The sequence below is a fragment of the Bacillus sp. Bos-x628 genome (genome assembly GCF_040500475.1).
Lineage (GTDB): Bacteria > Bacillota > Bacilli > Bacillales > Bacillaceae > Bacillus > Bacillus maqinnsis.
Genome location: NZ_CP159358.1, coordinates 2155372 through 2182209, shown reverse-complemented (window position 1 = coordinate 2182209; position 26838 = coordinate 2155372). Strand labels below are relative to the sequence as shown.

Here is a 26838-nt window from a genome sequence, read left to right as displayed (position 1 = left end):
TACCTCTACTCTCTTCATATTTTCTAAAAATTGCAACTGTTTGTTGCTTCCTTGACATGCTGTTTCCTAGTTGATAATCTACATATAATATTTTGCCGAAAAGAGGGGGATTTACTAATGTGGGAAAGTAAATTTTCGAAAGAAGGTTTGACATTTGATGATGTTCTGCTTGTTCCAGCAAAGTCTGAAGTGCTTCCGCGTGATGTCGATTTATCTGTTGAGTTAACAAGCACATTAAAACTAAACATTCCAATTATTAGTGCAGGAATGGATACTGTAACGGAATCACAAATGGCGATTGCTATGGCTCGTCAAGGTGGTCTTGGTATCATTCATAAGAACATGTCAATTGAACAGCAAGCAGAACAAGTAGATAAAGTAAAACGCTCAGAACGTGGCGTTATTACAAATCCATTCTTCTTAACACCAGAGCATCAAGTATTTGATGCAGAGCATTTAATGGGGAAATATCGCATTTCGGGTGTACCGATTGTAGACAACGAAGAAGATCAAAAGCTTGTTGGTATTATTACGAACCGTGACCTTCGTTTTATTTCGGATTATTCAATGAAAATTAGTGACGTTATGACAAAAGAGGAACTTGTCACTGCTTCTGTTGGTACAACATTAGAAGAAGCTGAAAAAATTCTACAGCAATACAAAATTGAAAAGTTACCTCTTGTAGATGACGAAGGAACTCTAAAAGGTCTTATTACAATTAAAGATATTGAAAAAGTGATTGAATTCCCTAACTCCTCTAAAGATGCACATGGTCGTTTAATTGTCGGTGCCGCAGTTGGCGTCACTGGCGATACACTCATTCGAGTGAAAAAACTAGTAGAAGCAAATGTTGATGTCATTGTTATTGATACAGCACATGGTCATTCTCAAGGTGTACTAAACACTGTAGCGAAAATCCGTGAAACGTATCCAACGCTGAACATCATTGCTGGAAATGTTGCAACAGCAGAAGCAACAAAAGCATTGATTGAAGCAGGTGCAGACATTGTCAAAGTTGGTATTGGACCAGGATCTATCTGTACAACACGTGTAGTGGCAGGTGTAGGCGTACCACAAATTACAGCTATTTATGATTGTGCAACAGAAGCAAGAAAGCATGGTAAGGCTATTATTGCAGATGGTGGGATTAAATATTCAGGTGATATTGTCAAAGCACTAGCAGCAGGTGGACATGCCGTTATGCTAGGAAGCCTGTTAGCTGGTACTTCAGAAAGCCCAGGAGAAACAGAAATATATCAAGGTAGACGTTTTAAAGTTTATCGCGGTATGGGTTCTGTTGCTGCTATGGAAAAAGGAAGTAAAGATCGTTATTTCCAAGAAGATAATAAAAAATTCGTTCCAGAAGGTATTGAAGGACGTACACCATACAAAGGACCAGTTGTTGATACAGTTTACCAACTTGTTGGTGGTGTTCGTTCTGGTATGGGTTATTGTGGTACAAAAGACTTACGCACACTTAGAGAGGAAGCGCAGTTTATTCGCATGACGGGTGCAGGTCTTCGTGAGAGTCATCCACATGATGTACAAATTACAAAAGAATCACCAAACTACACAATTTCTTGATAAATTGTGACAATCAAATTACATTTGACAGGGTCTAAGACTCTGTCTATTTTTTTTGTCTTTATTGTGATAAAATTTATACTGTTGTGTTGAAATAAGCCCTTGTGGATTAAATATATATGAAAAAAACGTCGAAAAATGATGAATACGGAGGTATGACGATTGAACAGCAAGATGTTGAAACAGCTTATGGTCGCTATCCTTACACTGACATTGATTGTTACAGCGTTTGCACCAATGTCTAAAGCCAAAGCGGCTGAAGATCCTATCAATGTGAATGCGAAAGCGGCCATCCTTATTGAAGCTTCTACAGGAAAAATTCTTTATAGCAAAAACGCAGAACAAAGACTCCCTATTGCGAGTATGGCAAAGATGATGACCGAGTATCTATTGTTAGAGGCAATTTCTGAAGGCAAAGTGAAATGGGATCAAACGTATACGCCAGATGATTATGTATACGAAATTTCCCAAGATCGTAGTTTATCAAATGTTCCTCTAAGAAAAGATGGCTCATACACAGTCAAAGAGCTTTATCAAGCCACTGCTATTTATTCAGCAAATGCTGCAGCGATAGGTCTGGCTGAGGTGATCGCTGGATCAGAATCTAAGTTTGTTGAAAAAATGAATGCAAAGGCGAAAGAACTAGGTTTAACAAATTACAAATTCGTCAATGCTACTGGATTAGAAAATAAAGATTTACATGGCAAACAGCCGAAGGGTACAGGTCCTGATGAAGAAAGTCAAGTTTCTGCTAAAGATATGGCATTGCTTGCACAGCATCTCATCAAAGACTATCCAGAAATTCTTGAAACAGCAAGTATTGCTAAGGCAAAGTTCAGAGAAGGCACAGACGATGAAATGGATATGCCAAACTGGAACTTCATGTTAAAAGGACTTGTGAAAGAATATGAAGGAGTAGATGGTCTAAAAACAGGCTCTACTGAATCAGCCGGTTCTAGTTTCACGGGCACAGCAAAACGAGGTGATATGCGCGTCATTGCCGTCATCCTAAATGCAAAAGGAAATCTTCATACAGCTCGTTTCGACGTTGCGAAAAAATTGTTCGACTATGCTTTTAAAAACTTTACGATGAAACAAATGTACAAAAAAGGACAGCAAGTCAAGGGACATGAAAACATCGAAGTTGATAAAGGAAAAGATAAAGAAGTAGCGGTCGTGACGAAAGAAGCATTTTCTGTTCCTGTGAAAAATGGCGACGAAAAGAGTTATAAAGCAAAAGTAAATTTAGAGAAAAAGAAACTAGAAGCTCCTATTAAAAAAGGAACGAAGGTTGGGATGCTAACGACTTCTTATTCCGGTGCTGAGAAAGACTATGGTTATCTCAATAAAGACCAATCAGGTGTTGAGCTTGTGACAAAAACAAGCGACGAAAAAGCAAACTGGTTTATTCTTGCAATGCGCGGTGTAGGCGGATTCTTCGCTGGCATATGGGGCGGCATTGTAGATACAGTAAAAGGTTGGTTCTAAAAAAGCTGCTCAGTGTGTAGACAAACCCTCGCATTTGTTGTCAGATCTGTGGGCTAGTGCTCACGAATGTTCCGTTCGCTCCGCATAAGTAGCTTGGGTTTTCCTTGAAAAGATGCCAAAGGGTAAAAGAAACCCCCTTTGGCAACAAACTGAACTGCTCTCTATTAGTGAGAGCAGTTTTTTGTCGTCAAAAGAAAAGGGATTGTTTTTGATTTTGAGGGGCTGACAAGCTTTGCTGAAAAATGCTACATAATTTTTGCATACCTTCAATCAGGGCCTTTTCATTCACATAAGAAAAGCTGAGACGAATGTAATTTTGCTTTGGCTCCCCAGGATAGCAGACAGAGCCTGGCAGGAAAGTGATTTGCTGTTTACGGGCTTCATGTAATAACGCACGGGTATCCACCCAATAAGGAAAGCTTAACCACAAATTGAGCCCGCCTTGTGGAACTTGCCATTTCACATCCTTCGGTGCGTGTTGTGTCAAAACATCAATCATTAAATCTCGTCTCACCTTTAAGGCCGTTCTTAATTTCTTCGTATGATCAATCATTTTCTTCGATGTCAGAAATGGCAAAATAGCCTTTTGTGTAAGAAGGGGACTCCCCAAATCATTATTGGCCTTCGCAGCTAATAAACGATTAAATATCGAACCTGACGCTGTAATAATCCCGATTCTGCAACCCGGAGCAAGCGTTTTACTTAATCCTCTTAAATAAATGACATGCCCATCATAATCAAGGCTTTTAATCGGTGCCGGTGGCTTCTTTTCAAAATAAAGCTCCCGATATGGGTCATCTTCTACAATGAGACAATCAATACTCTGTGCCAATAGCAGGAGCTGTTTTCTCCGTTTCATCGACATACTGGCTCCTGTAGGACTGTGAAAGGTAGGAATCGTATAAATAAGCTTTGGCTTATATTTATCACAAATACTTTGAAGTTGCTTCATATTCATTCCTTCATGATCAACTGGTACTGTAATAATTCTTGCCCCTCTTCCCATAAAAACATCAATGGCTCCTGGATAGGTGGGGGCTTCCATGACAACGACATCATCAGGACCGATAAACGTTCTAGCGACTAAATCAAGTCCTTGCTGGGAACCGCTTGTCACAAGGATATTTTCAGGGGTAGAAGGCACGTCCAGCTTCTCTAAAAAGGACTGAATCACCTGTCGAAGCTGTAAGTCTCCTTGAATTTCCCCATATTTCGACATAATTTGAGGATGATGGATTAAAACTTGTTGCATTTCCTTTTCTAAATACCGATTTGGCAAAAGTCCTGGGTCAATCATAGAGGAGGAAAGGTTAATTGCCTCTTCTACATAGTGATACTGGGCAAACTGAGATCGTGGTAAGTAATCCGGGATGGATAGCTGCCAATCGAAAGAGGTAGATGATTGAACCGGCATGTCTGTTTGTTCTTGTAATTCATCAACGAACGTCCCCTTACCTTGCACAGCCGTTAAATACCCGTCGTCTTTAAGTCGGGTATACGCCTTTGCTACAGTGACGAGACTGACATTCAATTGCTTAGCTAAATCACGTACAGTTGGCAATTTGTCTCCTTGCTGAAGCAAACCGGATTGAATGTGATCAATGATAGAAACATAGATTTGATTTGAAAGAGATGTATCTGAGTGCCGATGAATATCAATATGCATGAGAATCCTCCAGTCATCGCAAATTGTTATACATTGATTTGTATTGTTATATATAGATTATAGCATGTAAATCACGATCAAACAGAATAACCAGTCATTTTAGGCTGTGAACACTGTATTTAGTGGGATTTATACATTTTTAAGGATTGATTGAATTGTTATACTATTCTCTTTATTGTTATACTATTTCACTTGTATGATAGACATGTTGAAGCAATTGAATAAACAAATGGGAGGCAACAATAGTGAGCAATAAGGGAACTGAACGAGTAAAACGTGGAATGGCAGAAATGCAAAAGGGTGGCGTCATCATGGATGTCGTCAACGCTGAACAGGCAAAGATTGCAGAAGAAGCAGGTGCGGTTGCTGTAATGGCATTAGAGCGTGTACCAGCTGATATTCGTGCTGCAGGCGGTGTCGCCCGTATGGCAGACCCAAGAATCGTAGAAGAAGTACAAAATGCAGTAACGATTCCAGTCATGGCAAAAGCCCGTATTGGCCATATCGTGGAGGCTCGTGTTCTTGAAGCACTTGGTGTCGATTATATTGATGAGAGTGAAGTGCTAACGCCTGCAGATGAAGAATTCCATTTAAATAAAAACGAATATACTGTGCCTTTTGTATGTGGATGTCGTGACCTAGGCGAGGCCACCCGACGTATTGCTGAAGGTGCGTCTATGCTGCGTACGAAAGGAGAACCTGGGACAGGCAACATTGTAGAAGCTGTCCGTCATATAAGAAAGGTCAATGCTCAGATTCGAAAAGTAGCAGCGATGAGTGAAGATGAAATCATGACAGAAGCGAAAAATCTAGGAGCACCTTATGAATTATTGCTTCAAATTAAAAAGGACGGCAAGCTACCAGTCGTTAACTTTGCAGCTGGAGGTGTTGCAACACCAGCTGATGCTGCGTTAATGATGCAGCTTGGAGCGGATGGCGTATTTGTCGGATCTGGTATTTTTAAATCAGAAAATCCTGCTAAGTTTGCAAAAGCCATTGTAGAAGCAACGACTCATTTCACAGATTACCGTTTAATTGCAGAACTTTCTAAAGAGCTGGGTACAGCCATGAAAGGAATTGACATTTCAAATCTACTGCCAGAAGAACGTATGCAAGAGCGTGGCTGGTAATTAAGGGAGCGCAAAAGAATATGTTAACAATTGGTGTACTTGGGCTTCAAGGAGCGGTGAGAGAGCATCTTCAATCGATTGAAGCCTGTGGCGAAGAAGGGAAGATCATCAAACGAGTAGAAGAACTAGAATCCGTTGACGGTCTCATTATTCCTGGTGGAGAAAGTACAACAATGAGAAGACTCATGGATACGTACCAATTTATTGAGCCGATCAAAGCATTTGCTGCTCAAGGGAAACCGATTTTTGGAACATGTGCGGGTCTCATTATGCTTGCAAAGCATATAAAAGATCAAGAAGATGCCCACCTTGGATTGTTGAATGTATCAGTTGCACGTAATTCATTTGGCAGACAGGTGGATAGCTTTGAAGCAGATTTAGAGATCAAAGGATTAGATACACCATTTACAGGCGTATTCATCCGAGCACCGCATATTATCAGTGCAGATGAAAGCGTGGAGATCTTGGCTGAATATGACGGCAGGATTGTTATGGCAAAGGAAAAGAATATTCTAGGCTGTTCTTTTCATCCGGAGCTGACAGACGATTATCGGATAACTCAGTTGTTCGTCGACATGGTGAAGACATACAAAACGAAATTAGCTGTATAAAACGGTTGAAAAGAGATAAAACTTATAGTACATTAAAATCACAATTAAAGATCGAAAAAGCGTTGACAGGAAACAGTAAGACGCCCCTCTTTCTCAGAGAGCCGATGGTTGGTGAGAATCGGTGAAAGATGCGTTCTGAATCCATCCTTGAGCGAAGTGCTGAAACACGAGGAGTAAGCATTTACGGTGATGCCGTTATAGAAGAAAGAGGAAAGCATGTTCATGCTTTCAATCAGGGTGGCAACGCGAGAGCTCTCGTCCCTTTCATGGGATGAGGGCTCTTTTTATTTTTCGATAAAAAAAGGAGTGTAACATATGCTGGACATTAAACAACTGCGCACTGACTTTGATCAAATTAAAGAAAAATTAGCCCACAGAGGCGAAGATTTAACTGATTTTGATAAGTTTGGTGAACTAGATCAAAAAAGAAGAGAACTGATTGGGAAAACAGAAGAATTAAAGAGCAGAAGAAATGAAGTATCACAGCAAGTGGCAGTTCTCAAAAGAGAAAAGAAAGACGCTGATCACATTATTAAAGAAATGCGTGAGGTTGGAGACGAGATCAAGAAGCTCGATGATGAGTTAAGAACAGTGGAAGAAAGTCTACAAAGCATTCTTCTCTCTATTCCGAATATCCCTCATGACTCTGTACCCATTGGTGAAACAGAAGATGACAACATTGAAGTGAGAAAGTGGGGCGAACAGCCAGCGTTTTCATTTGAACCAAAACCGCATTGGGATGTAGCAGATGAGTTAAATATTTTAGATTTTGAACGTGCAGGAAAAGTAACAGGAAGCCGTTTCGTCTTTTATAAAGGGTTAGGAGCGCGCTTGGAGCGAGCACTTTATAACTTTATGTTGGATTTGCATGTTGATGAATTTGGTTTTACAGAAGTCATCCCGCCTTACATGGTCAACAGAGCAAGCATGACAGGGACTGGCCAACTTCCAAAGTTTGAGGAGGATGCATTTAAAATTAGAGAAGAAGATTATTTCCTCATTCCAACTGCCGAAGTGCCAATCACAAATATGCACCGCGACGAAATTCTTGAAGGTGAACAGCTTCCAATCAATTATGCGGCATTCAGTGCTTGTTTTAGATCAGAAGCTGGGTCAGCCGGTAGAGATACACGCGGACTCATTCGTCAGCACCAATTCAACAAGGTAGAGCTTGTGAAATTTGTAAAACCAGAAGATTCTTATGAAGAATTAGAGAAACTAACGAATCAAGCAGAAAAGGTGCTTCAATTATTGAAATTGCCATATCGAGTCATGAGCATGTGTACAGGTGACTTAGGCTTTACGGCTGCGAAGAAATACGATATAGAAGTATGGATTCCAAGTCAGAACACATATCGTGAGATCTCTTCTTGCAGTAACTTCGAAGCATTCCAAGCAAGACGGGCTAACATTCGCTTCCGCCCTGAGCCTAAGGCAAAACCAGAACATGTACACACATTAAATGGCTCTGGTTTAGCGGTAGGAAGAACAGTAGCAGCCATTTTAGAGAATTATCAACAAGAGGACGGTACTGTGATGATTCCTGAAGTACTGCGTCCTTATATGGGAAATAAAGAAGTAATCAAATAAGATGCCACCATGGCATCTTATTCTTTTTATCTAAAGTTCTACAGCTTTTCTAAAATAAGCCGATAAAAAAACTAAAAGCTCTAGGAAAGAAGGAATAACTTTGAATAGGCTTGACTATTATGTAGAAATGGCTCATTTGATAAGAAAAGTTCTAGATGACAGTATCCTTTTCGGCATCACAGATACAGAGAGGGTGCTTTGTTATTATCCGTCAACCACTGTAGATTTTGGTATTAAAGTAGGGGATAAATTGAATCCTGAAGACCAGAACGTTGCGACGACGTTAAGAGGACAAGAATACGAAGGTCATTTACCAGAGTCTTTATATGGCTATGAAATTGCTGTAAAGGGTTACCCGATTTTTGATGAAGAAAGAAAAGTGATTGGCACATTTTTAGTTGCTCTTTCACATCATCGTGAAAAGAAATTAAGCGGCTACATGGAGCATATTAATAAAGTAGCGAAAGAGCTGCAAAGTGGAATTGAGCAAATTGCTGCTCATTCACAAGAGCTGGCTGCAACAAGCTTAGAAATTAGTGAGCAGGCAGGAAGAGCGGAAGAGAAGTCTGCTAACATTGAAGAAGTAGTCAAAACAATTGGCGGTATTGCTAGACAAACAAACTTGCTGGGGCTAAATGCTGCAATTGAAGCGGCAAGAGCAGGCGAAAATGGAAAAGGATTTGCCGTCGTTGCAGATGAAGTGCGTAAATTATCAGATGGCTCAAAGGAAGCCGCCGAAACCATTAATACATTTTTAAAAGAAATTCAGGACAGCATTGGAACGTTGTCTGAAAATATTTCACAAATCAGTAGTTCCACAAACGAACAAGCCAAACAAGTAACAGACTTTACAAAGATCATCGAATCATTAAATGATTTTAAAGAAGAAATGAACCATTTTATTGAAGAAATCAGACAAGATTCACAATAGATTAAGGATAGCCCTATTAGGCTACTTCAGCGTGTAGACAAACCTTCGTATTCATTGTCAGATCTCGAGCGTCCTGTGCTCACGAATGTTTCATTCTCTCCTCAATATCTCAGGTCTTCCTACTGGGGTAGCCATTAGGCTACTTTTTAGACTATTTCTTACATGGCTAAATAGAATGATGAAACTTTTTTCAAAAAGATGTTGACTTCTGATGATTTGATATGATATATTAATCCTTGTCGATACGGAGGAATACCCAAGTCTGGCTGAAGGGATCGGTCTTGAAAACCGACAGGGGTGTCAAAGCCCGCGGGGGTTCGAATCCCTCTTCCTCCGCCATATTGATATTACCTAAGTTGAATTGAAACCCAAGCATAAAATTGGAAATTGTCGCACCGCTGCATCTTTAAATGCAGCGGTTTTTTTATTGTCTTAAGAACGAGAACGACTTTTTTGAATAACAGAAGCAATCTCATGAAGAATGGGATCAAGCGAACTTTCATCATGAAGTAAATCATAATTTTCAATATTCATTTTGATGACCGGACATAAGTCAAATTGTTCGATCCATTCACTATATCGATTGTACATTTCCTCCCAATACGTTCGATCTGTTTGAATCTCCATCTCTCTTCCGCGCTCTTCAATTCGATGTAAAATATGATCTAAGTCCCCATGCAAGTAAATGAGTACATCAGGATGAGGGAAGTAAGGTGTCATGACCATTGCCTCAAATAGACTAGTGTACGTTTCATAATCTATTTTGGACATGGTGCCTTTGTCAGCATGCATTTTAGCAAAAATGCCTGTATCTTCATAAATAGATCGATCTTGAACATACCCTCCACCGGACTCAAAAATTCGTTTTTGTTCTTTAAAACGCTCCGCAAGAAAATAGACCTGTAAATGAAAGCTCCATCTTTGAAAATCTGAATAAAAGTGCTCTAAATACGGATTATCATCTACTTTTTCGAGAGAAGTCTGAAATCCTAGCTTGTCCGCTATTGATTTAGTCATGGTCGATTTCCCGACACCGACAGTCCCTGCGATTGTAATCACTGCGTCCTTTGGTATTTCAATATTTGTCATAGTACTTGCTCCTTTATCTTCTGTACAATTTGCTGGTAATCCTGCTGTGAGGAAACAAAGTCTGTATCATCCCCCTCAATTGTAATGACAGGGAGCTTTGGGTCAGTCTGTTTTAAATGTTCGATGGCCAATTCATAATCTTCAATTAAATTCTTTAAATAAACTGGATCGATGTCTTCTTCAAAAGAGCGCCCTCTCATCTGTATTCTTTCAAGTAAGGTGGGGAGGCTTGCTTTTATATAAATGATGGCATTAGGTCTAGGCAGATCATCTGTTAGCAAGTGATAGATTTTTCTGTATTTTTCCATGTGTTTTTTTGATAATGTTCTTTCTGCAAAAATCATATTTTTATAGACATGATAGTCAGTAACAATCGGCTGCTTCTTATTCACATATTCTTCTTGAATGGATTCCAACTGTTTAAACCGGTTGCATAAAAAGAACATCTCAAGCTGAAAGCTCCATTGTCCCATATCTTCATAAAATTTATTTAAGAATGGATTTTCTTCTACAATCTCTTTCACTAAAGAATATTGAAATTCCTTCGCAAGCATTGTAGCCAAAGTTGTTTTTCCGGCTCCAATTGGGCCTTCCACTGCAATAAAAGGGGCAGGATACATAGGCGTTCTCCTCTATCTGTAAAGTTGTCAAACCAATGTATATTGTACCATACCCCTTTTAGGAGATAGAGTGAATAGATTACGATGTTGTTCTTTTTTCAATATTAAATTGATCTGATAATAAGAGCCAATTTTGTGGGAAGGATAAGCCTAGTTTCCAATAAGCAATGCCGTTAAGGTTTAGCTCTTTGATGAGATTGAATTTTGCTTGGATAGATCTTGCGTCTTCGAACCACACCTCATGTTGTTTGTTATTCGCATCAGTATAACGGAAATAAGGTGCTTGTGCCGTTTCATCGTAAAGAATGGATACATTATGATCTCTAGCAATAGCGATGGCTTGTTGAGGACTGACTGCTTTGGCGAATGGGCCACCTGGGACAAATGGAAGAGTCCAATCATAGCCATATAAATTCTGTCCCATCACAATTTTATTGGCTGGCACGACAGTCAACGCATATTCAATCACTTGGCGGACGGGTCCAATTGGAGAAACTGCTTGTGCAGGTCCACCACTATACCCCCATTCGTAGGTCATTAATACAACATGATCGACGATCTGACCGATAGCTGCATAGTCATGGGCTTCGTACCATTTCCCTTTTTGTTCACTACTTGTTTTAGGAGCAAGTGCTACAGAAATTGTCCACCCCTCTCGGTGAAGGCGAGAGGTAGCTTCTTTTAAAAATTTAATATAGGCATCTTTATCAGCAGGGCGTAAGTATTCAAAATCAAAATGAATTTCTTTAAATTGATACTTTCTAGCAACACGAACGATTTCATTTAAAAATGTTGTTTTGACAGCTTGATTTGTTAAAAGGGTACGCCCAAGTTCATCACTGAATTTTTCATTTTCTAGATTAGTAATAGCCATAGTTAAAACCGTTCTGCTCTGAGCGGCAATCTGAGGTAGTTGATCTAATGGCGGTTCTCGAAGTGTTCCGTCTCTTTTGGCTTGGAAACTAAAGACGCCTAAATGTGTTAAGTATGGCGAAGCTTCTCTAGCTGCCTGCTTTAAATTCTCACTGACTTGATTTCCACGTGGTTCAATATAGGCATTTGAATGAATATTTCTTTTTGGTCTTTCAGGAATATACAGTAAAAAGCGTATAGGGAGTATAGCTCCAGATTGAATTCTGTTCACACGAGCCAATTCCTCTACGGAAATTTGAAACCTCCTTCCAATTGTATAAAGAGTGTCATTTTGCTTTACCTCATAAAATTGCCCTCTAATTGGGATGACAATTGTTTGTCCAACGACAAGTTGATTAGGTGTTTGGATGTCGTTGGTACGAATGATTTCGTTTACAGTTGTTTTGAAACGTAATGCAATTTCACTTAAGGTATCTCCTCTTTTGACAACATAAATTTGGATGATCAACGCCCCCTTTGTTATTGCTATCAATTTATGAGGGTTATAGATAAATCATGTTTGATTTTCATTCATGATATCCTTAGCGGTAGTGATATTTGCAAGAAGAACGTTCTTCATCATTGTTAAAGCATAGTCGTTGTCTCTATTGTTATTTGAAGCGATACAATCTTTAGGTACGATCAGATTGAATTCCCGCATATAAGCATCGTTTGCAGTGAAAAGTACGCAAATGTTGCCTGCAATACCCGTTAAAATAATTTCCTGAACACCTAGCTCATTTAATAGTGTCTCCAGTGCTGTTCCATAGAAAGCGGAATGCTTAGGTTTGATTAAGAAGTAATCATGGCTTGATGGAGCGATTTTCTCTAAAATTGGGCGGCTTCTTTCATTTTCACACTTTTTTATGACAGCTTGAATATCAGCTTTCCAAATGCCATAGTGATCGTTGATATATATAATTGGCCATTTCTTCTTGAAAGCGAGCTGTTTAAGAGCTAAAATTTTAGTGGTTATTTGCTTTGTTTTTTCAGCCAGAACATGCCCCATGTTAAAATCAAAATTATTAATCATGTCGATGATAAGAAGTGCCTTTTGATGATTGGACAAAATAAGACCCCCTTCAGAAGATTGTGGTCATATGTTAACCTCAATATCCTTTTAAAAAACATGAAAAGAGAGCAGTGCTTATGAATAAAGATGAACAGTTTATGCAAGAAGCCATTATTGAAGCATTAAAAGCAGAGCAAATAGGTGAAGTGCCAATTGGTGCAGTTTTAGTGATAGACGATCAGATTGTGAGCCGTGCTCATAATTTAAGGGAAAATGAGCAGCGTTCAATTGCACATGCAGAATTGCTTGCAATCGATGAAGCGTGTAAACATACTGGGAGCTGGCGGCTTGAAGAAGCAGTTCTTTATGTCACGCTTGAACCATGCCCAATGTGTGCAGGAGCTATTGTGCTATCAAGAGTGAAAAAAGTAGTGTTTGGCGCATACGATCCCAAAGGTGGATGTGCAGGTACTTTAATGAATTTGCTAAATGATGATCGGTTCAATCATCAGTCCGAAGTGATTGGTGGTGTACTAGAAAAAGAATGTAGTGAGTTATTAAGTCAATTCTTTCGAAAGCTCCGTCAGCAAAAGAAACAGGTGAAAAGTAAATGAATGGCTGCCGTTTGCAATTTCAGCTCTAAGAAGGTATACTTATGTCTGCGTCACTGACAATTTAATATTCATTTTGCCGTGCTAAGCGGGGAGGTAGCGGTGCCCTGTACTCGCAATCCGCTCTAGCGAGGTCGAATCCCTTCTCGAGGTTCGTTTACTTCAAGGTCTGCCTTAAATAAGTGGTGTTGACGTCTGGGTCCTGCGCAATGGGAATTCATGAACCATGTCAGGTCCGGAAGGAAGCAGCATTAAGTGAAACCTCTCATGTGCCGCAGGGTTGCCTGGGCCGAGCTAACTGTTTAAGTAACGTTTGGGGTAGCGAATCGACAGAAGGTGCACGGTAAATAAATATTAAATGCAACTCATCTAGTTTATCTAGGTGAGTTTTTTGTTTCTGTTCAAAGCATAATTTAAACGCTTTGGTTAGACAAATAGCTAAAAAGACTTTTTCTGGATGATGTACATTTTCGTCAGTTCAAAAAGAAACATACGTTCTTATTAGTCTGATGATGGAATTTAAATTGCTGAGAAATCCGTTTTTTGAAAGAGAAAAGTGAAAAAGTATAGTGTGGAATCATCTTTTTCGCTGATTAGAAAATAAAGGTGTGCTTTTGAATTGATCGTTCCTTCATGTATAATGAGAATGATGATAAATGGAGGAGGGCGTATTTGTGAGTTATCAAGCTTTATATCGAGTGTTCAGGCCTCAAGTTTTTGAGGATGTTGTTGGACAAGAACACGTCACAAAAACGTTGCAAAATGCCCTTTTGCAGAAAAAGTTTTCTCATGCCTACTTATTTTCAGGTCCAAGAGGAACAGGTAAAACGAGTGCTGCTAAGATCTTTGCAAAGGCAGTTAACTGCGAAAAATCACCTGTTAGTGAACCGTGTAATGAGTGTGATGCCTGTAAAGGGATTACAACCGGTTCAATCTCAGACGTTATTGAAATAGATGCGGCCTCTAATAACGGGGTAGATGAAATTAGAGATATACGTGATAAAGTGAAATTTGCTCCTTCAGCGGTTACATATAAGGTATATATTATAGATGAGGTACATATGCTCTCCATCGGAGCATTTAATGCCCTCCTTAAAACGCTAGAGGAACCGCCTGCTCATTGTATATTTATTTTGGCTACCACAGAGCCTCATAAAATCCCCCTTACAATAATATCCCGCTGTCAGCGATTTGATTTCAAACGCATTACGACAAAAGATATTGTTGGAAGAATGGAGAAAATTGTAGCTGCAGAAAGTCTAAATGTACAACAAGGTTCACTTGAAATTATCGCTAGTGCAGCAGATGGCGGTATGCGGGACGCATTGAGCTTACTGGATCAAGCGATTTCATTTAGTGGAGAACAACTGACAATTGATGATGCGCTACTTATTACAGGTTCCGTATCTCAGCATTTTATCAGTCAGCTTGCTGAAGCCATTTTTGATCAAAATATTGCATTAGCATTAGACACATTAAATGAATTGCTCCAACAAGGGAAAGATGCTACTAAATTAATAGAGGACATGATTTTTTATTTCAGAGACATGCTGCTTTATAAAACGGCACCAGATCTTCAGGGAGTACTGGAGAAGGTAAAGGTTGACGAAAAGTTTGTGTCGCTCTCCAATCGTGTTACACCTCAGTTCCTTTATGAAACGATTGAAGTTCTAAATAAAAGTCAGCAAGAGATGAAATGGACCAATCATCCAAGAATTTTCTTTGAGGTAGCAGTTGTTAAGCTTTGTCAGTCAACGGTAGGAATGTCACAATCCGCTGACAGCTCTGATCTAAAAACATTAACGGATAAAATAGACAGGCTGGAGCAGGAACTGTCAAGGCTGAGAACAGAGCGTGTATCTGTTTCTCAATCTCAAAGTCAGCAAGAACAGAAGGAAGCACCTAGACCTCAAACGAGTCACAAAAATGGTTATCGTGCACCTGTTGGTCGAATTCATGAAATTTTAAAAGAAGCGAAGCGACCCGAATTAGAAAAAATAAAAAGTCAATGGGGAGAACTTCTTGCCCAGCTAAAACAACAAAATAAGGTGTCTCATGCCGCACTTTTAAATGATAGTGAACCAGTTGCGGCAGCACCGCACGCCTTTGTTTTAAAATTTAAATTTGAAATACATTGTAAAATGGTTGCTGAAGACAAAAGTGGCGTTCGAACCAATCTTGAACACTTGCTAGAGTCTATGCTAGGAAAAAGAGTGGAATTAGTTGGCGTTCCTGACTCCCAATGGGGTAAAATAAGAGAAGAATTTTTAAGAGATCATCAGCCAGATGAACAAGCAGATGGTCAATCGATTTCCGCTGAAGAGGATCCATTTATTGCGGAAGCAAAAAAATTAGTAGGACCCGATTTGATTGAGATTAAAGATTAACAAAAACGAAAGAGAGTGGTGCTCATTATGCGCGGTGGAATGGGAAATATGCAAAAAATGATGAAACAAATGCAAAAAATGCAAAAAGATATGGCTAAGGCTCAAGAAGAGCTTGCAGAAAAGGTACTAGAAGGTACGGCAGGTGGCGGTATGGTCACTGTAAAAGTAAATGGACAAAAAGAAGTGGTTGATGTTGCAATTAATGAAGAAGTGGTTGATCCGGAAGATATCGATATGCTTCAAGATCTCGTACTAGCAGCGACAAATGATGCATTGAAAAAAGTTGATGAACTAACTAATGAGACAATGGGTAAATTCACAAAAGGAATGAACATGCCGGGTTTATTCTAGGGGGAATAACTGAAGATGCAATATCCTGAACCAATATCAAAGCTGATTGATAGCTTTATGAAATTGCCAGGAATCGGACCGAAAACTGCAGTCCGTCTGGCTTTTTTTGTTCTTAGTATGCAGGAAGATGTCGTTTTAGATTTTGCGAAGGCACTGGTGAATGCAAAGCGTAATCTAACATATTGCTCGGTTTGCGGCCATATCACAGATCAGGATCCCTGCTATATTTGTGAAGATACAAGAAGGGATCAATCAGTTATCTGTGTAGTACAGGATCCAAAAGATGTGATCGCAATGGAAAAGATGAAGGAATATAACGGCTTATATCATGTGCTTCATGGTGCAATTTCGCCTATGGACGGAATTGGCCCAGAGGATATTAAAATTCCTGACTTATTAAAAAGACTGCAAGACGACCAAGTAACAGAGGTAATTCTTGCAACCAATCCAAACATAGAAGGAGAAGCTACAGCAATGTATATCTCTAGATTGTTGAAACCATCAGGAATTAAACTCTCTCGTATTGCTCATGGTCTTCCAGTGGGTGGGGATTTGGAGTATGCTGATGAAGTCACACTTTCTAAGGCTCTAGAAGGCAGACGTGAGATGTAGGAAGGAGAAGTACGTTACATGGGTTTTCTTCGCAGAAAATCAATTCGAAAAGAATTCGATGAGAAATTAATTCAACAGCTTTTTAAGCAAAAGGAAGAATGGAACAGACAAAAAAAGCTTGTCGCAAATAGCGTTGAGCCTTCACCGGACATTCTATTCGAATTAAAGCTTGCTCAAGCGAAGTACTTTTTCTATCTAAGAGAAGCGAAAAAGAGAAATTTACGTTTAAACAACTGGAGGTAGCAGGTCTATTTTACATAGTCCTCTCATATGCTTGTACTATTCATATGAAGAGGGGATGAGAGGATTATGGAACCTGTTATTGTCATTGGTTCAATTTTGCTGGCAGTATTACTGCTATTTATGTCAGGTGTTCAAGCGAATCCGTTCAAATGGTTAGGGCTTATCGGAGTTAAATTTGTGGCAGGCGCACTTTTTTTATTTTGTCTCAATTTATTTGGTGAGAGTTTAGGACTTCATGTCACCATTAATCCTGTAACAAGTGGAATTAGTGGTTTATTAGGCATTCCTGGTGTAGCGGCTTTAGTTGTAATTGAAAAGTTTATTATTTAATGAAAAATATTATTGACTTTCATTCTTTATGGTGGTAAATTAATATACGTCGCTGATGATGAGGAAACGAAAAACATAATAACAAAAAAGTTGTTGACTTAAACAATTTTGATGTGATAAGATTATTTAGTCGCTTCTGAAGCGGTAAACAAGTTCTTTGAAAACTAAACAAGACAAAACGTACCTGTTCATTCGAGATTTGATAAAAAATCCTATGATACATCATAGGTAGTCAGTCAAACTGACGAGGCAGGAGAATGATTACATGCTAAGTTACATTGTGTAGCAACGCATGTGTGATATGCATCCTGCATACTTCGGAGAGTTTGATCCTGGCTCAGGACGAACGCTGGCGGCGTGCCTAATACATGCAAGTCGAGCGAACAGAAGGGAGCTTGCTCCTGGAAGTTAGCGGCGGACGGGTGAGTAACACGTGGGTAACCTGCCTGTAAGACTGGGATAACTCCGGGAAACCGGAGCTAATACCGGATAGTTCCTTGAACCGCATGGTTCAAGGATGAAAGACGGTTTCGGCTGTCACTTACAGATGGACCCGCGGCGCATTAGCTAGTTGGTGAGGTAATGGCTCACCAAGGCGACGATGCGTAGCCGACCTGAGAGGGTGATCGGCCACACTGGGACTGAGACACGGCCCAGACTCCTACGGGAGGCAGCAGTAGGGAATCTTCCGCAATGGACGAAAGTCTGACGGAGCAACGCCGCGTGAGTGAAGAAGGTTTTCGGATCGTAAAGCTCTGTTGTTAGGGAAGAACAAGTACGAGAGTCACTGCTCGTACCATGACGGTACCTAACCAGAAAGCCACGGCTAACTACGTGCCAGCAGCCGCGGTAATACGTAGGTGGCAAGCGTTGTCCGGAATTATTGGGCGTAAAGGGCTCGCAGGCGGTTTCTTAAGTCTGATGTGAAAGCCCCCGGCTCAACCGGGGAAGGTCATTGGAAACTGGGGAACTTGAGTGCAGAAGAGGAGAGTGGAATTCCACGTGTAGCGGTGAAATGCGTAGAGATGTGGAGGAACACCAGTGGCGAAGGCGACTCTCTGGTCTGTAACTGACGCTGAGGAGCGAAAGCGTGGGGAGCGAACAGGATTAGATACCCTGGTAGTCCACGCCGTAAACGATGAGTGCTAAGTGTTAGGGGGTTTCCGCCCCTTAGTGCTGCAGCTAACGCATTAAGCACTCCGCCTGGGAAGTACGGTCGCAAGACTGAAACTCAAAGGAATTGACGGGGGCCCGCACAAGCGGTGGAGCATGTGGTTTAATTCGAAGCAACGCGAAGAACCTTACCAGGTCTTGACATCCTCTGACAACCCTAGAGATAGGGCTTTCCCTTCGGGGACAGAGAGACAGGTGGTGCATGGTTGTCGTCAGCTCGTGTCGTGAGATGTTGGGTTAAGTCCCGCAACGAGCGCAACCCTTGATCTTAGTTGCCAGCATTCAGTTGGGCACTCTAAGGTGACTGCCGGTGACAAACCGGAGGAAGGTGGGGATGACGTCAAATCATCATGCCCCTTATGACCTGGGCTACACACGTGCTACAATGGACAGAACAAAGGGCTGCGAGACCGCAAGGTTGAGCGAATCCCACAAATCTGTTCTCAGTTCGGATCGCAGTCTGCAACTCGACTGCGTGAAGCTGGAATCGCTAGTAATCGCGGATCAGCATGCCGCGGTGAATACGTTCCCGGGCCTTGTACACACCGCCCGTCACACCACGAGAGTTTGCAACACCCGAAGTCGGTGAGGTAACCTTTATGGAGCCAGCCGCCGAAGGTGGGGCAGATGATTGGGGTGAAGTCGTAACAAGGTAGCCGTATCGGAAGGTGCGGCTGGATCACCTCCTTTCTAAGGATATATGGAGCAGTATGCGTTTTGGTCTTGTTTAGTTTTGAAGGAACTTGCAAAAGATCCTACAACATCATATCTTCGATATGAAGATGGGCCTGTAGCTCAGCTGGTTAGAGCGCACGCCTGATAAGCGTGAGGTCGGTGGTTCGAGTCCACTCAGGCCCACCATCTTCTCTATATATCGGGGCCTTAGCTCAGCTGGGAGAGCGCCTGCCTTGCACGCAGGAGGTCAGCGGTTCGATCCCGCTAGGCTCCACCAACGTGTTCTTTGAAAACTAGATAACAATAAGTAATACATTCACATTGAATGCAAAGTGTATCACAAAGTGCTTCTTTCTAAAGTAAGAAATGGTTAAGTTAGAAAGGGCGCACGGTGGATGCCTTGGCACTAGGAGCCGATGAAGGACGGGACGAACACCGATATGCTTCGGGGAGCTGTAAGCAAGCATTGATCCGGAGATTTCCGAATGGGGAAACCCACTGCTCGTAATGGAGTAGTATCCATACTTGAATACATAGAGTATGAGAAGGCATACCCGGGGAACTGAAACATCTAAGTACCCGGAGGAAGAGAAAGCAAATGCGATTCCCTAAGTAGCGGCGAGCGAAACGGGAACAGCCCAAACCAAGAGGCTTGCCTCTTGGGGTTGTAGGACACTCTATACGGAGTTACAAAGGAATGATATAAGCGAAGAGGTCTGGAAAGGCCCGCCAGAGAAGGTAACAGCCCTGTAACTGAAATGTCATTCTCTCCAGAGTGGATCCTGAGTACGGCGGAACACGTGAAATTCCGTCGGAATCCGGGAGGACCATCTCCCAAGGCTAAATACTCCCTAGTGACCGATAGTGAACCAGTACCGTGAGGGAAAGGTGAAAAGCACCCCGGAAGGGGAGTGAAATAGATCCTGAAACCGTGTGCCTACAAGTAGTCAGAGCCCGTTAACGGGTGATGGCGTGCCTTTTGTAGAATGAACCGGCGAGTTACGATCCCGTGCAAGGTTAAGCAGAAGATGCGGAGCCGCAGCGAAAGCGAGTCTGAATAGGGCGCAAGAGTACGTGGTCGTAGACCCGAAACCAGGTGATCTACCCATGTCCAGGGTGAAGTTCAGGTAACACTGAATGGAGGCCCGAACCCACGCACGTTGAAAAGTGCGGGGATGAGGTGTGGGTAGGGGTGAAATGCCAATCGAACCTGGAGATAGCTGGTTCTCTCCGAAATAGCTTTAGGGCTAGCCTCAAGGTAAGAGTCTCGGAGGTAGAGCACTGATTGGACTAGGGGCCCCTACCGGGTTACCGAATTCAGTCAAACTCCGAATGCCGATGACTTATCCTTGGGAGTCAGACTGCGAGTGATAAGATCCGTAGTCGAAAGGGAAACAGCCCAGACCGCCAGCTAAGGTCCCAAAGTATACGTTAAGTGGAAAAGGATGTGGAGTTGCTTAGACAACCAGGATGTTGGCTTAGAAGCAGCCACCATTTAAAGAGTGCGTAATAGCTCACTGGTCGAGTGACTCTGCGCCGAAAATGTACCGGGGCTAAACGTATCACCGAAGCTGCGGACTGTTCTAACGAACAGTGGTAGGAGAGCGTTCTAAGGGCAGAGAAGCCAGACCGGAAGGACTGGTGGAGCGCTTAGAAGTGAGAATGCCGGTATGAGTAGCGAAAGACGGGTGAGAATCCCGTCCACCGAATGCCTAAGGTTTCCTGAGGAAGGCTCGTCCGCTCAGGGTCAGTCGGGACCTAAGCCGAGGCCGAAAGGCGTAGGCGATGGACAACAGGTTGATATTCCTGTACCACCTCCTCACCATTTGAGCAATGGGGGGACGCAGGAGGATAGGGTAAGCGCGGTAATGGATATCCGCGTCCAAGCAGTTAGGCTGGGAAATAGGCAAATCCGTTTCCCGAAAAGGCTGAGCTGTGATGGCGAGCGAAATTTAGTAGCGAAGTTCCTGATTCCACACTGCCAAGAAAAGCCTCTAGCGAGGTGAGAGGTGCCCGTACCGTAAACCGACACAGGTAGGCGAGGAGAGAATCCTAAGGTGATCGAGAGAACTCTCGTTAAGGAACTCGGCAAAATGACCCCGTAACTTCGGGAGAAGGGGTGCTTCTTAGGGTGTTAAAGCCCCGAGAAGCCGCAGTGAATAGGCCCAGGCGACTGTTTAGCAAAAACACAGGTCTCTGCGAAGCCGTAAGGCGAAGTATAGGGGCTGACGCCTGCCCGGTGCTGGAAGGTTAAGAGGAGCGCTTAGCGTAAGCGAAGGTGCGAATTGAAGCCCCAGTAAACGGCGGCCGTAACTATAACGGTCCTAAGGTAGCGAAATTCCTTGTCGGGTAAGTTCCGACCCGCACGAAAGGCGCAACGATCTGGGCACTGTCTCAACGAGAGACTCGGTGAAATTATAGTACCTGTGAAGATGCAGGTTACCCGCGACAGGACGGAAAGACCCCGTGGAGCTTTACTGCAGCCTGATATTGAATGTTGGTACAGCTTGTACAGGATAGGTAGGAGCCTTGGAAACCGGAGCGCCAGCTTCGGTGGAGGCATCGGTGGGATACTACCCTGGCTGTATTGACCTTCTAACCCGCTGCCCTTAACGGGCAGGGAGACAGTGTCAGGTGGGCAGTTTGACTGGGGCGGTCGCCTCCTAAAATGTAACGGAGGCGCCCAAAGGTTCCCTCAGAATGGTTGGAAATCATTCGCAGAGTGTAAAGGCACAAGGGAGCTTGACTGCGAGACCTACAAGTCGAGCAGGGACGAAAGTCGGGCTTAGTGATCCGGTGGTTCCGCATGGAAGGGCCATCGCTCAACGGATAAAAGCTACCCCGGGGATAACAGGCTTATCTCCCCCAAGAGTCCACATCGACGGGGAGGTTTGGCACCTCGATGTCGGCTCATCGCATCCTGGGGCTGTAGTCGGTCCCAAGGGTTGGGCTGTTCGCCCATTAAAGCGGTACGCGAGCTGGGTTCAGAACGTCGTGAGACAGTTCGGTCCCTATCCGTCGCGGGCGCAGGAAATTTGAGAGGAGCTGTCCTTAGTACGAGAGGACCGGGATGGACGCACCGCTGGTGTACCAGTTGTTCTGCCAAGGGCATCGCTGGGTAGCTATGTGCGGACGGGATAAGTGCTGAAAGCATCTAAGCATGAAGCCCCCCTCAAGATGAGATTTCCCATTCCGCAAGGAAGTAAGATCCCTGAAAGATGATCAGGTTGATAGGTCTGAGGTGGAAGCGTGGTGACACGTGGAGCTGACAGATACTAATCGATCGAGGACTTAACCTATATTCTAATGTGAAGCATGAACATTGTTATCTAGTTTTGAGAGAACATTCTCTCCATCAGGTTTGGTGGCGATAGCGAAGAGGTCACACCCGTTCCCATACCGAACACGGAAGTTAAGCTCTTCAGCGCCGATGGTAGTTGGGGGTCTCCCCCTGTGAGAGTAGGACGCCGCCAAGCTTGTCTAAAGATCAGTTCCATTCGGAACTGGTCTTTTTTGTGTTTTTCAGGAAAGGAACAAACACTCGATGCATGGTGGACACATATACTAAACTATCATCTAAAACATTCTTAATTTTGTATACAATTGAAAGAGCTAGGGCATACTGAAGCTATAAGTGGAGGTGTCACAATGAGCGAAAAAGAGCGGGAAGCAATTTGTTTGATTTGTGAAGAGAAAAAGACAAAAGGAATTTATTTGTATCATCAGTTTTTATGTCAGGGCTGTGAACGAAAGTTAATTTCTACATCGACCTCTGATCCCAGCTATGCCGATTATGTCAAAAAACTTAAAAACCTTCATACGCCCCCTTTGTATTCATAAGACCATTAGATGGTCTTTTTTTATGAGCTATTTACGATTAGGCTGTTTTTGGAACTTAGTTTGGACATCACCCGTAATAAATAATAAGATAAACAGAGAGCCTGATTATTTATAGGAGTCGATAAAATGAAATCAATCTTTTTCACATTTATATGGGCCTTAATCTCTAGTCTTTTTTCGTTTGCGATTTTAATCGTCAGTATTGGGTATTTCCATCATCATGTTGGCTTATCGATGCTGTATGCCTTGATTGGTTGGGGTGCCATGTTTGCAGGGAGCAGATGGCTGGCTGTTCATTTGTTTTTAAAGAAGCATGGACTTTCTCGTAGTGATTATGTATATATCAAACAGCATTTAAAAGAAGCAAGACATAAGTTAGTTCGTTTGAAGAAGGCTTTATTTGCTGTAAAGAACGTACAGACCATTAAACATAACTATGAAATCCTTCGGCTGGCACGAAGAATTTATACGATAACCAAGAAAGAGCCGAACCGCTTTTATGATGCGCAGCGATTTTATTTTGAAAGTTTGGATTCCGTTGTTCAATTAACGGAGAAATATGCACTGCTTTATAATCAGCCAAATCGTAGTCATGAACTTGAGATGACACTGAGTCAAACACGAGTCACATTGACGGAGTTGCAAAAGCAATTGACGAATGATTTGCAACAAATTTTAGGAAGAGATATTGAAGCACTCCATATTGAGCTTGAATTGGCAGATAAGATGATTAAAAAGTAGATGAAAGGAGTCAAACTCAATGAAACCAGAAGATCACATTACACCTTCACTTACATCGACTACAGGTCTTCAGTTTCGGGTGTTTGATACTTTATCTGATGAGGAAAAACAAGAGGCGTTGCAACGTGCTGAAAATATCCCTGAAAATCAACAAAAGTTGCTTTTATACGGTATGCGTGTGCAACAACGATTATTAGAACAATCTCAGCAAATGATGAATTATGTTGAGAAAAAAGATATTGATCAAATAGGAGATGTTCTTGAGGCCTTTTTGCAGCAATTACGTTTGGTGGAGCCTGAGGATTTGTTACCAAAGAAACAAGGCTTTTTTTCGAGATTGTTTAAAAGAGAGAGGCGCTCTATACAAGAGATAGTATCTCGGTTTAAACAAGCAGAAGCACAAATAGAACGATTATCTGCAAGGCTGCGTTATGCAAGGAATGTATTAATTTCAGACCATAAATTATTAGATCGTTTATTTGAAGAAAATCAGTTGTTTTTCCAAGAGATGACACTACAGGTGGCAGCAGCTGAAGCTAAGTTGGAGTATATAGAGCAGCAGGTGCTCCCTGCAACCAAACGGTTTGGTGATCGAACGTTAGAGGAACAGTTGATGAATCAGAAAGTTGATTATGAGGAATATATGGAGAGATTGAGAGAACGCAAGTATGATTTACTGTTAAGCCGGCAAATTGCACTACAATGTAATGCCCAAATTCGGATGATTCAGCATACGAATCATACATTAGCCAATCATATTCAATCGACTGTTTCAGCATCTATTCCTTTATGGATCAACCAAATGTCCATTGCATTAACGCATATTCATCAACGAGCTAATTCAGCCCTTGAGCAGCGAATTCATCAAACGTATGAAAATATATCAAAGCATCAAGAGTCTCTCCATGAAGGAGCCTTCTTAAAGCCTGTTGATACGTTGAAAAAGATTCAACTCCAATTAGCTGAAACATTACAGGAGACTTTACAAGTCCAAGAAAATGGAAGTCAAGTCCGTGCTCAATTAAAAAGCAATATGCACGAGGCTGAACAACAGCTTGCAAATCACAAACCAATAAAGGAATAACAATCCACCTTTCAGTTCACTTGTTTGAACGGTATAATAGAAATAAGATATCGTTTAAGTGAAAAGGGTCGATTTGTTTGAAAACACCTTTATATACAGCATTATCACAACATGCAGAAAAGAAACCTTATTCTTTTCATGTTCCAGGACATCACAATGGAGATGTCTTTTTTGATGAAGCACGGGTCTATTATGAACCACTTCTTCAACTAGATGTGACCGAGCTTGTAGGTCTAGATGATCTCCACCACCCAACTGGTGTGATTCAAGAGGCAGAGGATTTATTAGCACAACTATACGGTGCAGATCAAAGCTTTTTCCTTGTGAATGGCACGACGGTTGGAAATTTAGCTATGGTGATGGCTACATGTAGCACCGATGATCAAATTCTTGTTCAGCGGAATTGCCATAAGTCTGTTTTCCATGCGATTGAGTTGGCAGGGGCAACGCCTGTGTTTTTAGAAACTGAGGTGGACAACAAACTGCACGTTCCAACACATGTCACCGAAGAGACGCTGAAACATGCGATCGCAAGGCATCCGAACTGTCAAGCAATCGTCTTGACCTATCCGAATTACTACGGGCATGCAGCGGATTTGTCAAAGCTGGTACAAACTTGTCATGAGGCAGGAATGATCGTTTTGGTTGATGAGGCACACGGTGCGCATTTTGTATTGGGCGGTGCCTTTCCTCCATCTGCCCTTTCCTATGGAGCTGACGTGGTGGTACAATCAGCACATAAAACACTTCCTGCTATGACAATGGGCTCCTTTCTTCATCTTCAAGGGGAACGGATTGATGCTAAGCGGGTGAAAACATGGCTAACGATGCTTCAGAGCAGTTCCCCTTCCTATCCCATTATGGCTTCGTTAGATGTGGCGAGGGCTTTTGTTGAAGAGATCAAAGAAAAAGGGCAAGTGAACGAAATCATGAGAGGGCTGTCAAAGCTGAAAGATCAGCTAAAGCGTATTCCTCATATTGAATTGGTCGAGTCTGACTCTCTATCTAACGATCCATTAAAATGCGTGATTCGGTCAACAAGAGGGCTTACAGGCTATGAATTAAAGAAGGTGCTTGAATCGGTTGATGTTCATCCAGAACTTGCAGATGATCATCAGGTTTTGCTGATTTTCGGTCTTGGAAAAATGAGGGACATTCCCTTTACCAGCATAGAGCACGCCCTTCAGCATAGTGAATCATTGTTGATAGGAATGGAACATCGTCAAATTGAATCAGCATCTATAGAGATTGATCAGCAAAGACAAGGAATGGAAGCAGTTCCTTTTGAAGAAGCAGAAGGTCGGATAAGTGCAGAATCGGTCATTCCATATCCACCTGGCATTCCTTTGATGATTAAGGGAGAGCGCATTGAAGCAGACCAAATTGCAACATTAAGCCGCTTGCTTGAACATCAGGTTCATGTTCAAGCAAGTCAGGTAATAAAACAGAGGAAATTATATGTTTATATAGAAGAGGAGACACGATGAGCGGTATGTTTATTACGTTTGAGGGGCCGGAAGGTGCGGGTAAAACAACGATAATTAAAAAAGTGTATGAAGAAATGGAACGTCAAGGGTATGCGGTGGTGGCAACGCGGGAACCAGGTGGCATTGAGATTGCAGAACAGATTCGTGAGATCATTTTAAATGAAAAGAATACAAAAATGGATGCGAAAACAGAGGCATTGCTGTACGCAGCGGCTAGAAGACAGCATTTAGCTGAGAAGGTGGAACCAGCTTTAGACCGAGGAATCACTGTCTTATGTGATCGTTTTGTAGACAGCTCCCTTGCTTATCAAGGTTATGCCAGAGGGCTTGGAATCGAAGAAGTAAAATCTATTAATGATTTTGCCATTAACGGAATGATGCCACAAATGACAATTTACTTTTCTATTACGCCAGAAGAAGGATTGAAGAGAATTCATGCAAATCAAGGAAGAGAAAAAAACCGATTGGACATGGAGACGCTGAAATTTCATGAGCTTGTAAGAGAAGGCTATGAATTACTCATTGCTCAATCACCAGAACGATTCCGTGTAGTGGATGCTTCAAAGCCAATGCAAGACGTGTATGAAGAAGTGCTTCAACTTATTCAGGACACATTAAAGAAAAATCAAATATGACCTAATTGTTAATCGTTGTTATAATAAAGAGGAAGA

At 42.0% G+C, this 26838-nt stretch carries 22 protein-coding genes, 3 tRNA genes, 3 rRNA genes, 1 other RNA gene and 1 other annotated feature; of the genes, 24 read left to right on the top strand and 5 right to left on the bottom strand.

The annotated features are described in order from the left end of the window. The first annotated feature begins 117 nt into the window (after positions 1 to 117). Together guaB and ABVJ71_RS11320 are read left to right on the top strand one after the other, a co-directional pair. Positions 118 to 1584 (top strand): IMP dehydrogenase, encoded by a 1467-nt coding sequence (guaB, locus tag ABVJ71_RS11325; RefSeq protein WP_353854098.1) that lies wholly within the window; start codon positions 118 to 120, stop codon positions 1582 to 1584. A 162-nt stretch (positions 1585 to 1746) separates the two neighbouring features. After that, the gene (locus ABVJ71_RS11320; protein WP_353854097.1) at positions 1747 to 3072 is read left to right on the top strand and encodes a serine hydrolase; all 1326 of its coding nucleotides are present in this window, start codon (positions 1747 to 1749) and stop codon (positions 3070 to 3072) included. Between the two features lie 187 nt (positions 3073 to 3259). Here the strand turns inward: ABVJ71_RS11320 and ABVJ71_RS11315 are convergent, their stop codons facing one another. After that, on the bottom strand, positions 3260 to 4738 hold the full coding sequence (locus ABVJ71_RS11315; RefSeq protein WP_353854096.1) for a PLP-dependent aminotransferase family protein: 1479 nt from the start codon (positions 4736 to 4738) through the stop codon (positions 3260 to 3262). 245 nt (positions 4739 to 4983) lie between these two features. Between ABVJ71_RS11315 and pdxS the strand changes: the two genes are divergently transcribed. The 5 genes from pdxS (at position 4984) to ABVJ71_RS11290 (ending at position 9339) form a co-directional block, all read left to right on the top strand. Continuing rightward, positions 4984 to 5868, top strand: coding sequence for a pyridoxal 5'-phosphate synthase lyase subunit PdxS (pdxS, locus tag ABVJ71_RS11310; RefSeq protein ID WP_353854095.1), 885 nt, complete (start codon positions 4984 to 4986; stop codon positions 5866 to 5868). A 20-nt stretch (positions 5869 to 5888) separates the two neighbouring features. After that, positions 5889 to 6479 carry a pyridoxal 5'-phosphate synthase glutaminase subunit PdxT gene (pdxT, locus tag ABVJ71_RS11305; protein WP_353854094.1) on the top strand — a complete coding sequence of 197 codons (591 nt, stop codon included), beginning with the start codon at positions 5889 to 5891 and terminating at the stop codon, positions 6477 to 6479. Positions 6480 to 6532: 53 nt separating this feature from the next. Further along, positions 6533 to 6745 (top strand) — a binding site (T-box leader). 49 nt (positions 6746 to 6794) lie between these two features. Beyond that, positions 6795 to 8069, top strand: coding sequence for a serine--tRNA ligase (serS, locus tag ABVJ71_RS11300; protein WP_353854093.1), 1275 nt, complete (start codon positions 6795 to 6797; stop codon positions 8067 to 8069). Between the two features lie 100 nt (positions 8070 to 8169). After that, on the top strand, positions 8170 to 9000 hold the full coding sequence (locus tag ABVJ71_RS11295; protein ID WP_353854092.1) for a methyl-accepting chemotaxis protein: 831 nt from the start codon (positions 8170 to 8172) through the stop codon (positions 8998 to 9000). Between the two features lie 246 nt (positions 9001 to 9246). Further along, positions 9247 to 9339: transfer RNA gene (locus tag ABVJ71_RS11290), tRNA-Ser, on the top strand. A 93-nt stretch (positions 9340 to 9432) separates the two neighbouring features. On the opposite strand, the gene ABVJ71_RS11285 is transcribed toward ABVJ71_RS11290, so the two are convergent. The 4 genes from ABVJ71_RS11285 to ABVJ71_RS11270 all read right to left on the bottom strand — a co-directional run bounded on the left by ABVJ71_RS11285 (position 9433) and on the right by ABVJ71_RS11270 (position 12690). After that, entirely contained in the window at positions 9433 to 10089 is a 657-nt protein-coding gene (locus ABVJ71_RS11285) for a deoxynucleoside kinase (protein ID WP_353854091.1), read from the bottom strand. Continuing rightward, positions 10086 to 10709: a deoxynucleoside kinase gene (locus ABVJ71_RS11280; RefSeq protein ID WP_353854090.1), complete on the bottom strand. Its 624-nt coding sequence runs from the start codon at positions 10707 to 10709 to the stop codon at positions 10086 to 10088. The genes ABVJ71_RS11285 and ABVJ71_RS11280 overlap by 4 nt, the downstream gene beginning before the upstream one ends. A 79-nt stretch (positions 10710 to 10788) precedes the next feature. Continuing rightward, the gene (locus ABVJ71_RS11275) at positions 10789 to 12090 is read right to left on the bottom strand and encodes a glycoside hydrolase family 18 protein (RefSeq protein WP_353854089.1); all 1302 of its coding nucleotides are present in this window, start codon (positions 12088 to 12090) and stop codon (positions 10789 to 10791) included. 45 nt (positions 12091 to 12135) lie between these two features. Next, on the bottom strand, positions 12136 to 12690 hold the full coding sequence (locus ABVJ71_RS11270) for an isochorismatase family cysteine hydrolase (protein ID WP_353854088.1): 555 nt from the start codon (positions 12688 to 12690) through the stop codon (positions 12136 to 12138). 80 nt (positions 12691 to 12770) lie between these two features. On the opposite strand from ABVJ71_RS11270, the gene tadA reads away from it, so the two are divergent. From tadA to tmk, 17 genes are all read left to right on the top strand, one after another. Next, on the top strand, positions 12771 to 13247 hold the full coding sequence (gene tadA, locus ABVJ71_RS11265) for a tRNA adenosine(34) deaminase TadA (RefSeq protein WP_353854087.1): 477 nt from the start codon (positions 12771 to 12773) through the stop codon (positions 13245 to 13247). A gap of 76 nt (positions 13248 to 13323) precedes the next feature. Then, an RNA gene (ffs, locus tag ABVJ71_RS11260) (signal recognition particle sRNA large type) lies at positions 13324 to 13588 on the top strand. A 330-nt stretch (positions 13589 to 13918) separates the two neighbouring features. Beyond that, positions 13919 to 15631, top strand: coding sequence for a DNA polymerase III subunit gamma/tau (dnaX, locus tag ABVJ71_RS11255; RefSeq protein ID WP_353854086.1), 1713 nt, complete (start codon positions 13919 to 13921; stop codon positions 15629 to 15631). Between the two features lie 27 nt (positions 15632 to 15658). Beyond that, the gene (locus tag ABVJ71_RS11250) at positions 15659 to 15982 is read left to right on the top strand and encodes a YbaB/EbfC family nucleoid-associated protein (RefSeq protein WP_353854085.1); all 324 of its coding nucleotides are present in this window, start codon (positions 15659 to 15661) and stop codon (positions 15980 to 15982) included. Positions 15983 to 15997: 15 nt separating this feature from the next. Further along, positions 15998 to 16594 carry a recombination protein RecR gene (recR, locus tag ABVJ71_RS11245; protein ID WP_003218094.1) on the top strand — a complete coding sequence of 199 codons (597 nt, stop codon included), beginning with the start codon at positions 15998 to 16000 and terminating at the stop codon, positions 16592 to 16594. An 18-nt stretch (positions 16595 to 16612) separates the two neighbouring features. Beyond that, a complete protein-coding gene (locus ABVJ71_RS11240) occupies positions 16613 to 16837 on the top strand; it encodes a YaaL family protein (RefSeq protein WP_003218088.1) in 225 nt (74 codons plus the stop codon). Positions 16838 to 16903: 66 nt separating this feature from the next. Beyond that, positions 16904 to 17167, top strand: coding sequence for a pro-sigmaK processing inhibitor BofA family protein (locus ABVJ71_RS11235; protein WP_353854084.1), 264 nt, complete (start codon positions 16904 to 16906; stop codon positions 17165 to 17167). Positions 17168 to 17481: 314 nt separating this feature from the next. Beyond that, positions 17482 to 19030: ribosomal RNA gene (locus tag ABVJ71_RS11230) — 16S ribosomal RNA — on the top strand. A 94-nt stretch (positions 19031 to 19124) separates the two neighbouring features. Further along, positions 19125 to 19201 (top strand) — tRNA-Ile (locus ABVJ71_RS11225). Between the two features lie 15 nt (positions 19202 to 19216). After that, positions 19217 to 19292 (top strand) — tRNA-Ala (locus tag ABVJ71_RS11220). 91 nt (positions 19293 to 19383) lie between these two features. Further along, positions 19384 to 22314, top strand: a 23S ribosomal RNA gene (locus ABVJ71_RS11215). Between the two features lie 61 nt (positions 22315 to 22375). Continuing rightward, positions 22376 to 22491: ribosomal RNA gene (rrf, locus tag ABVJ71_RS11210) — 5S ribosomal RNA — on the top strand. The 16S, 23S and 5S rRNA genes sit together here with 2 tRNA genes alongside, the layout of an rRNA operon. 172 nt (positions 22492 to 22663) lie before the next feature. Beyond that, entirely contained in the window at positions 22664 to 22855 is a 192-nt protein-coding gene (locus ABVJ71_RS11205; RefSeq protein ID WP_353854083.1) for a sigma factor G inhibitor Gin, read from the top strand. Positions 22856 to 22981: 126 nt separating this feature from the next. Then, the gene (locus tag ABVJ71_RS11200; protein ID WP_353854082.1) at positions 22982 to 23596 is read left to right on the top strand and encodes a 5-bromo-4-chloroindolyl phosphate hydrolysis family protein; all 615 of its coding nucleotides are present in this window, start codon (positions 22982 to 22984) and stop codon (positions 23594 to 23596) included. 19 nt (positions 23597 to 23615) lie between these two features. After that, positions 23616 to 24680 carry a toxic anion resistance protein gene (locus ABVJ71_RS11195; protein ID WP_353854081.1) on the top strand — a complete coding sequence of 355 codons (1065 nt, stop codon included), beginning with the start codon at positions 23616 to 23618 and terminating at the stop codon, positions 24678 to 24680. 77 nt (positions 24681 to 24757) lie between these two features. Next, a complete protein-coding gene (locus ABVJ71_RS11190) occupies positions 24758 to 26167 on the top strand; it encodes an aminotransferase class I/II-fold pyridoxal phosphate-dependent enzyme (protein WP_353854080.1) in 1410 nt (469 codons plus the stop codon). Continuing rightward, positions 26164 to 26802: a dTMP kinase gene (gene tmk / locus ABVJ71_RS11185; RefSeq protein ID WP_353854079.1), complete on the top strand. Its 639-nt coding sequence runs from the start codon at positions 26164 to 26166 to the stop codon at positions 26800 to 26802. The genes ABVJ71_RS11190 and tmk overlap by 4 nt, the downstream gene beginning before the upstream one ends. The last annotated feature ends 36 nt before the right edge of the window (positions 26803 to 26838 follow it).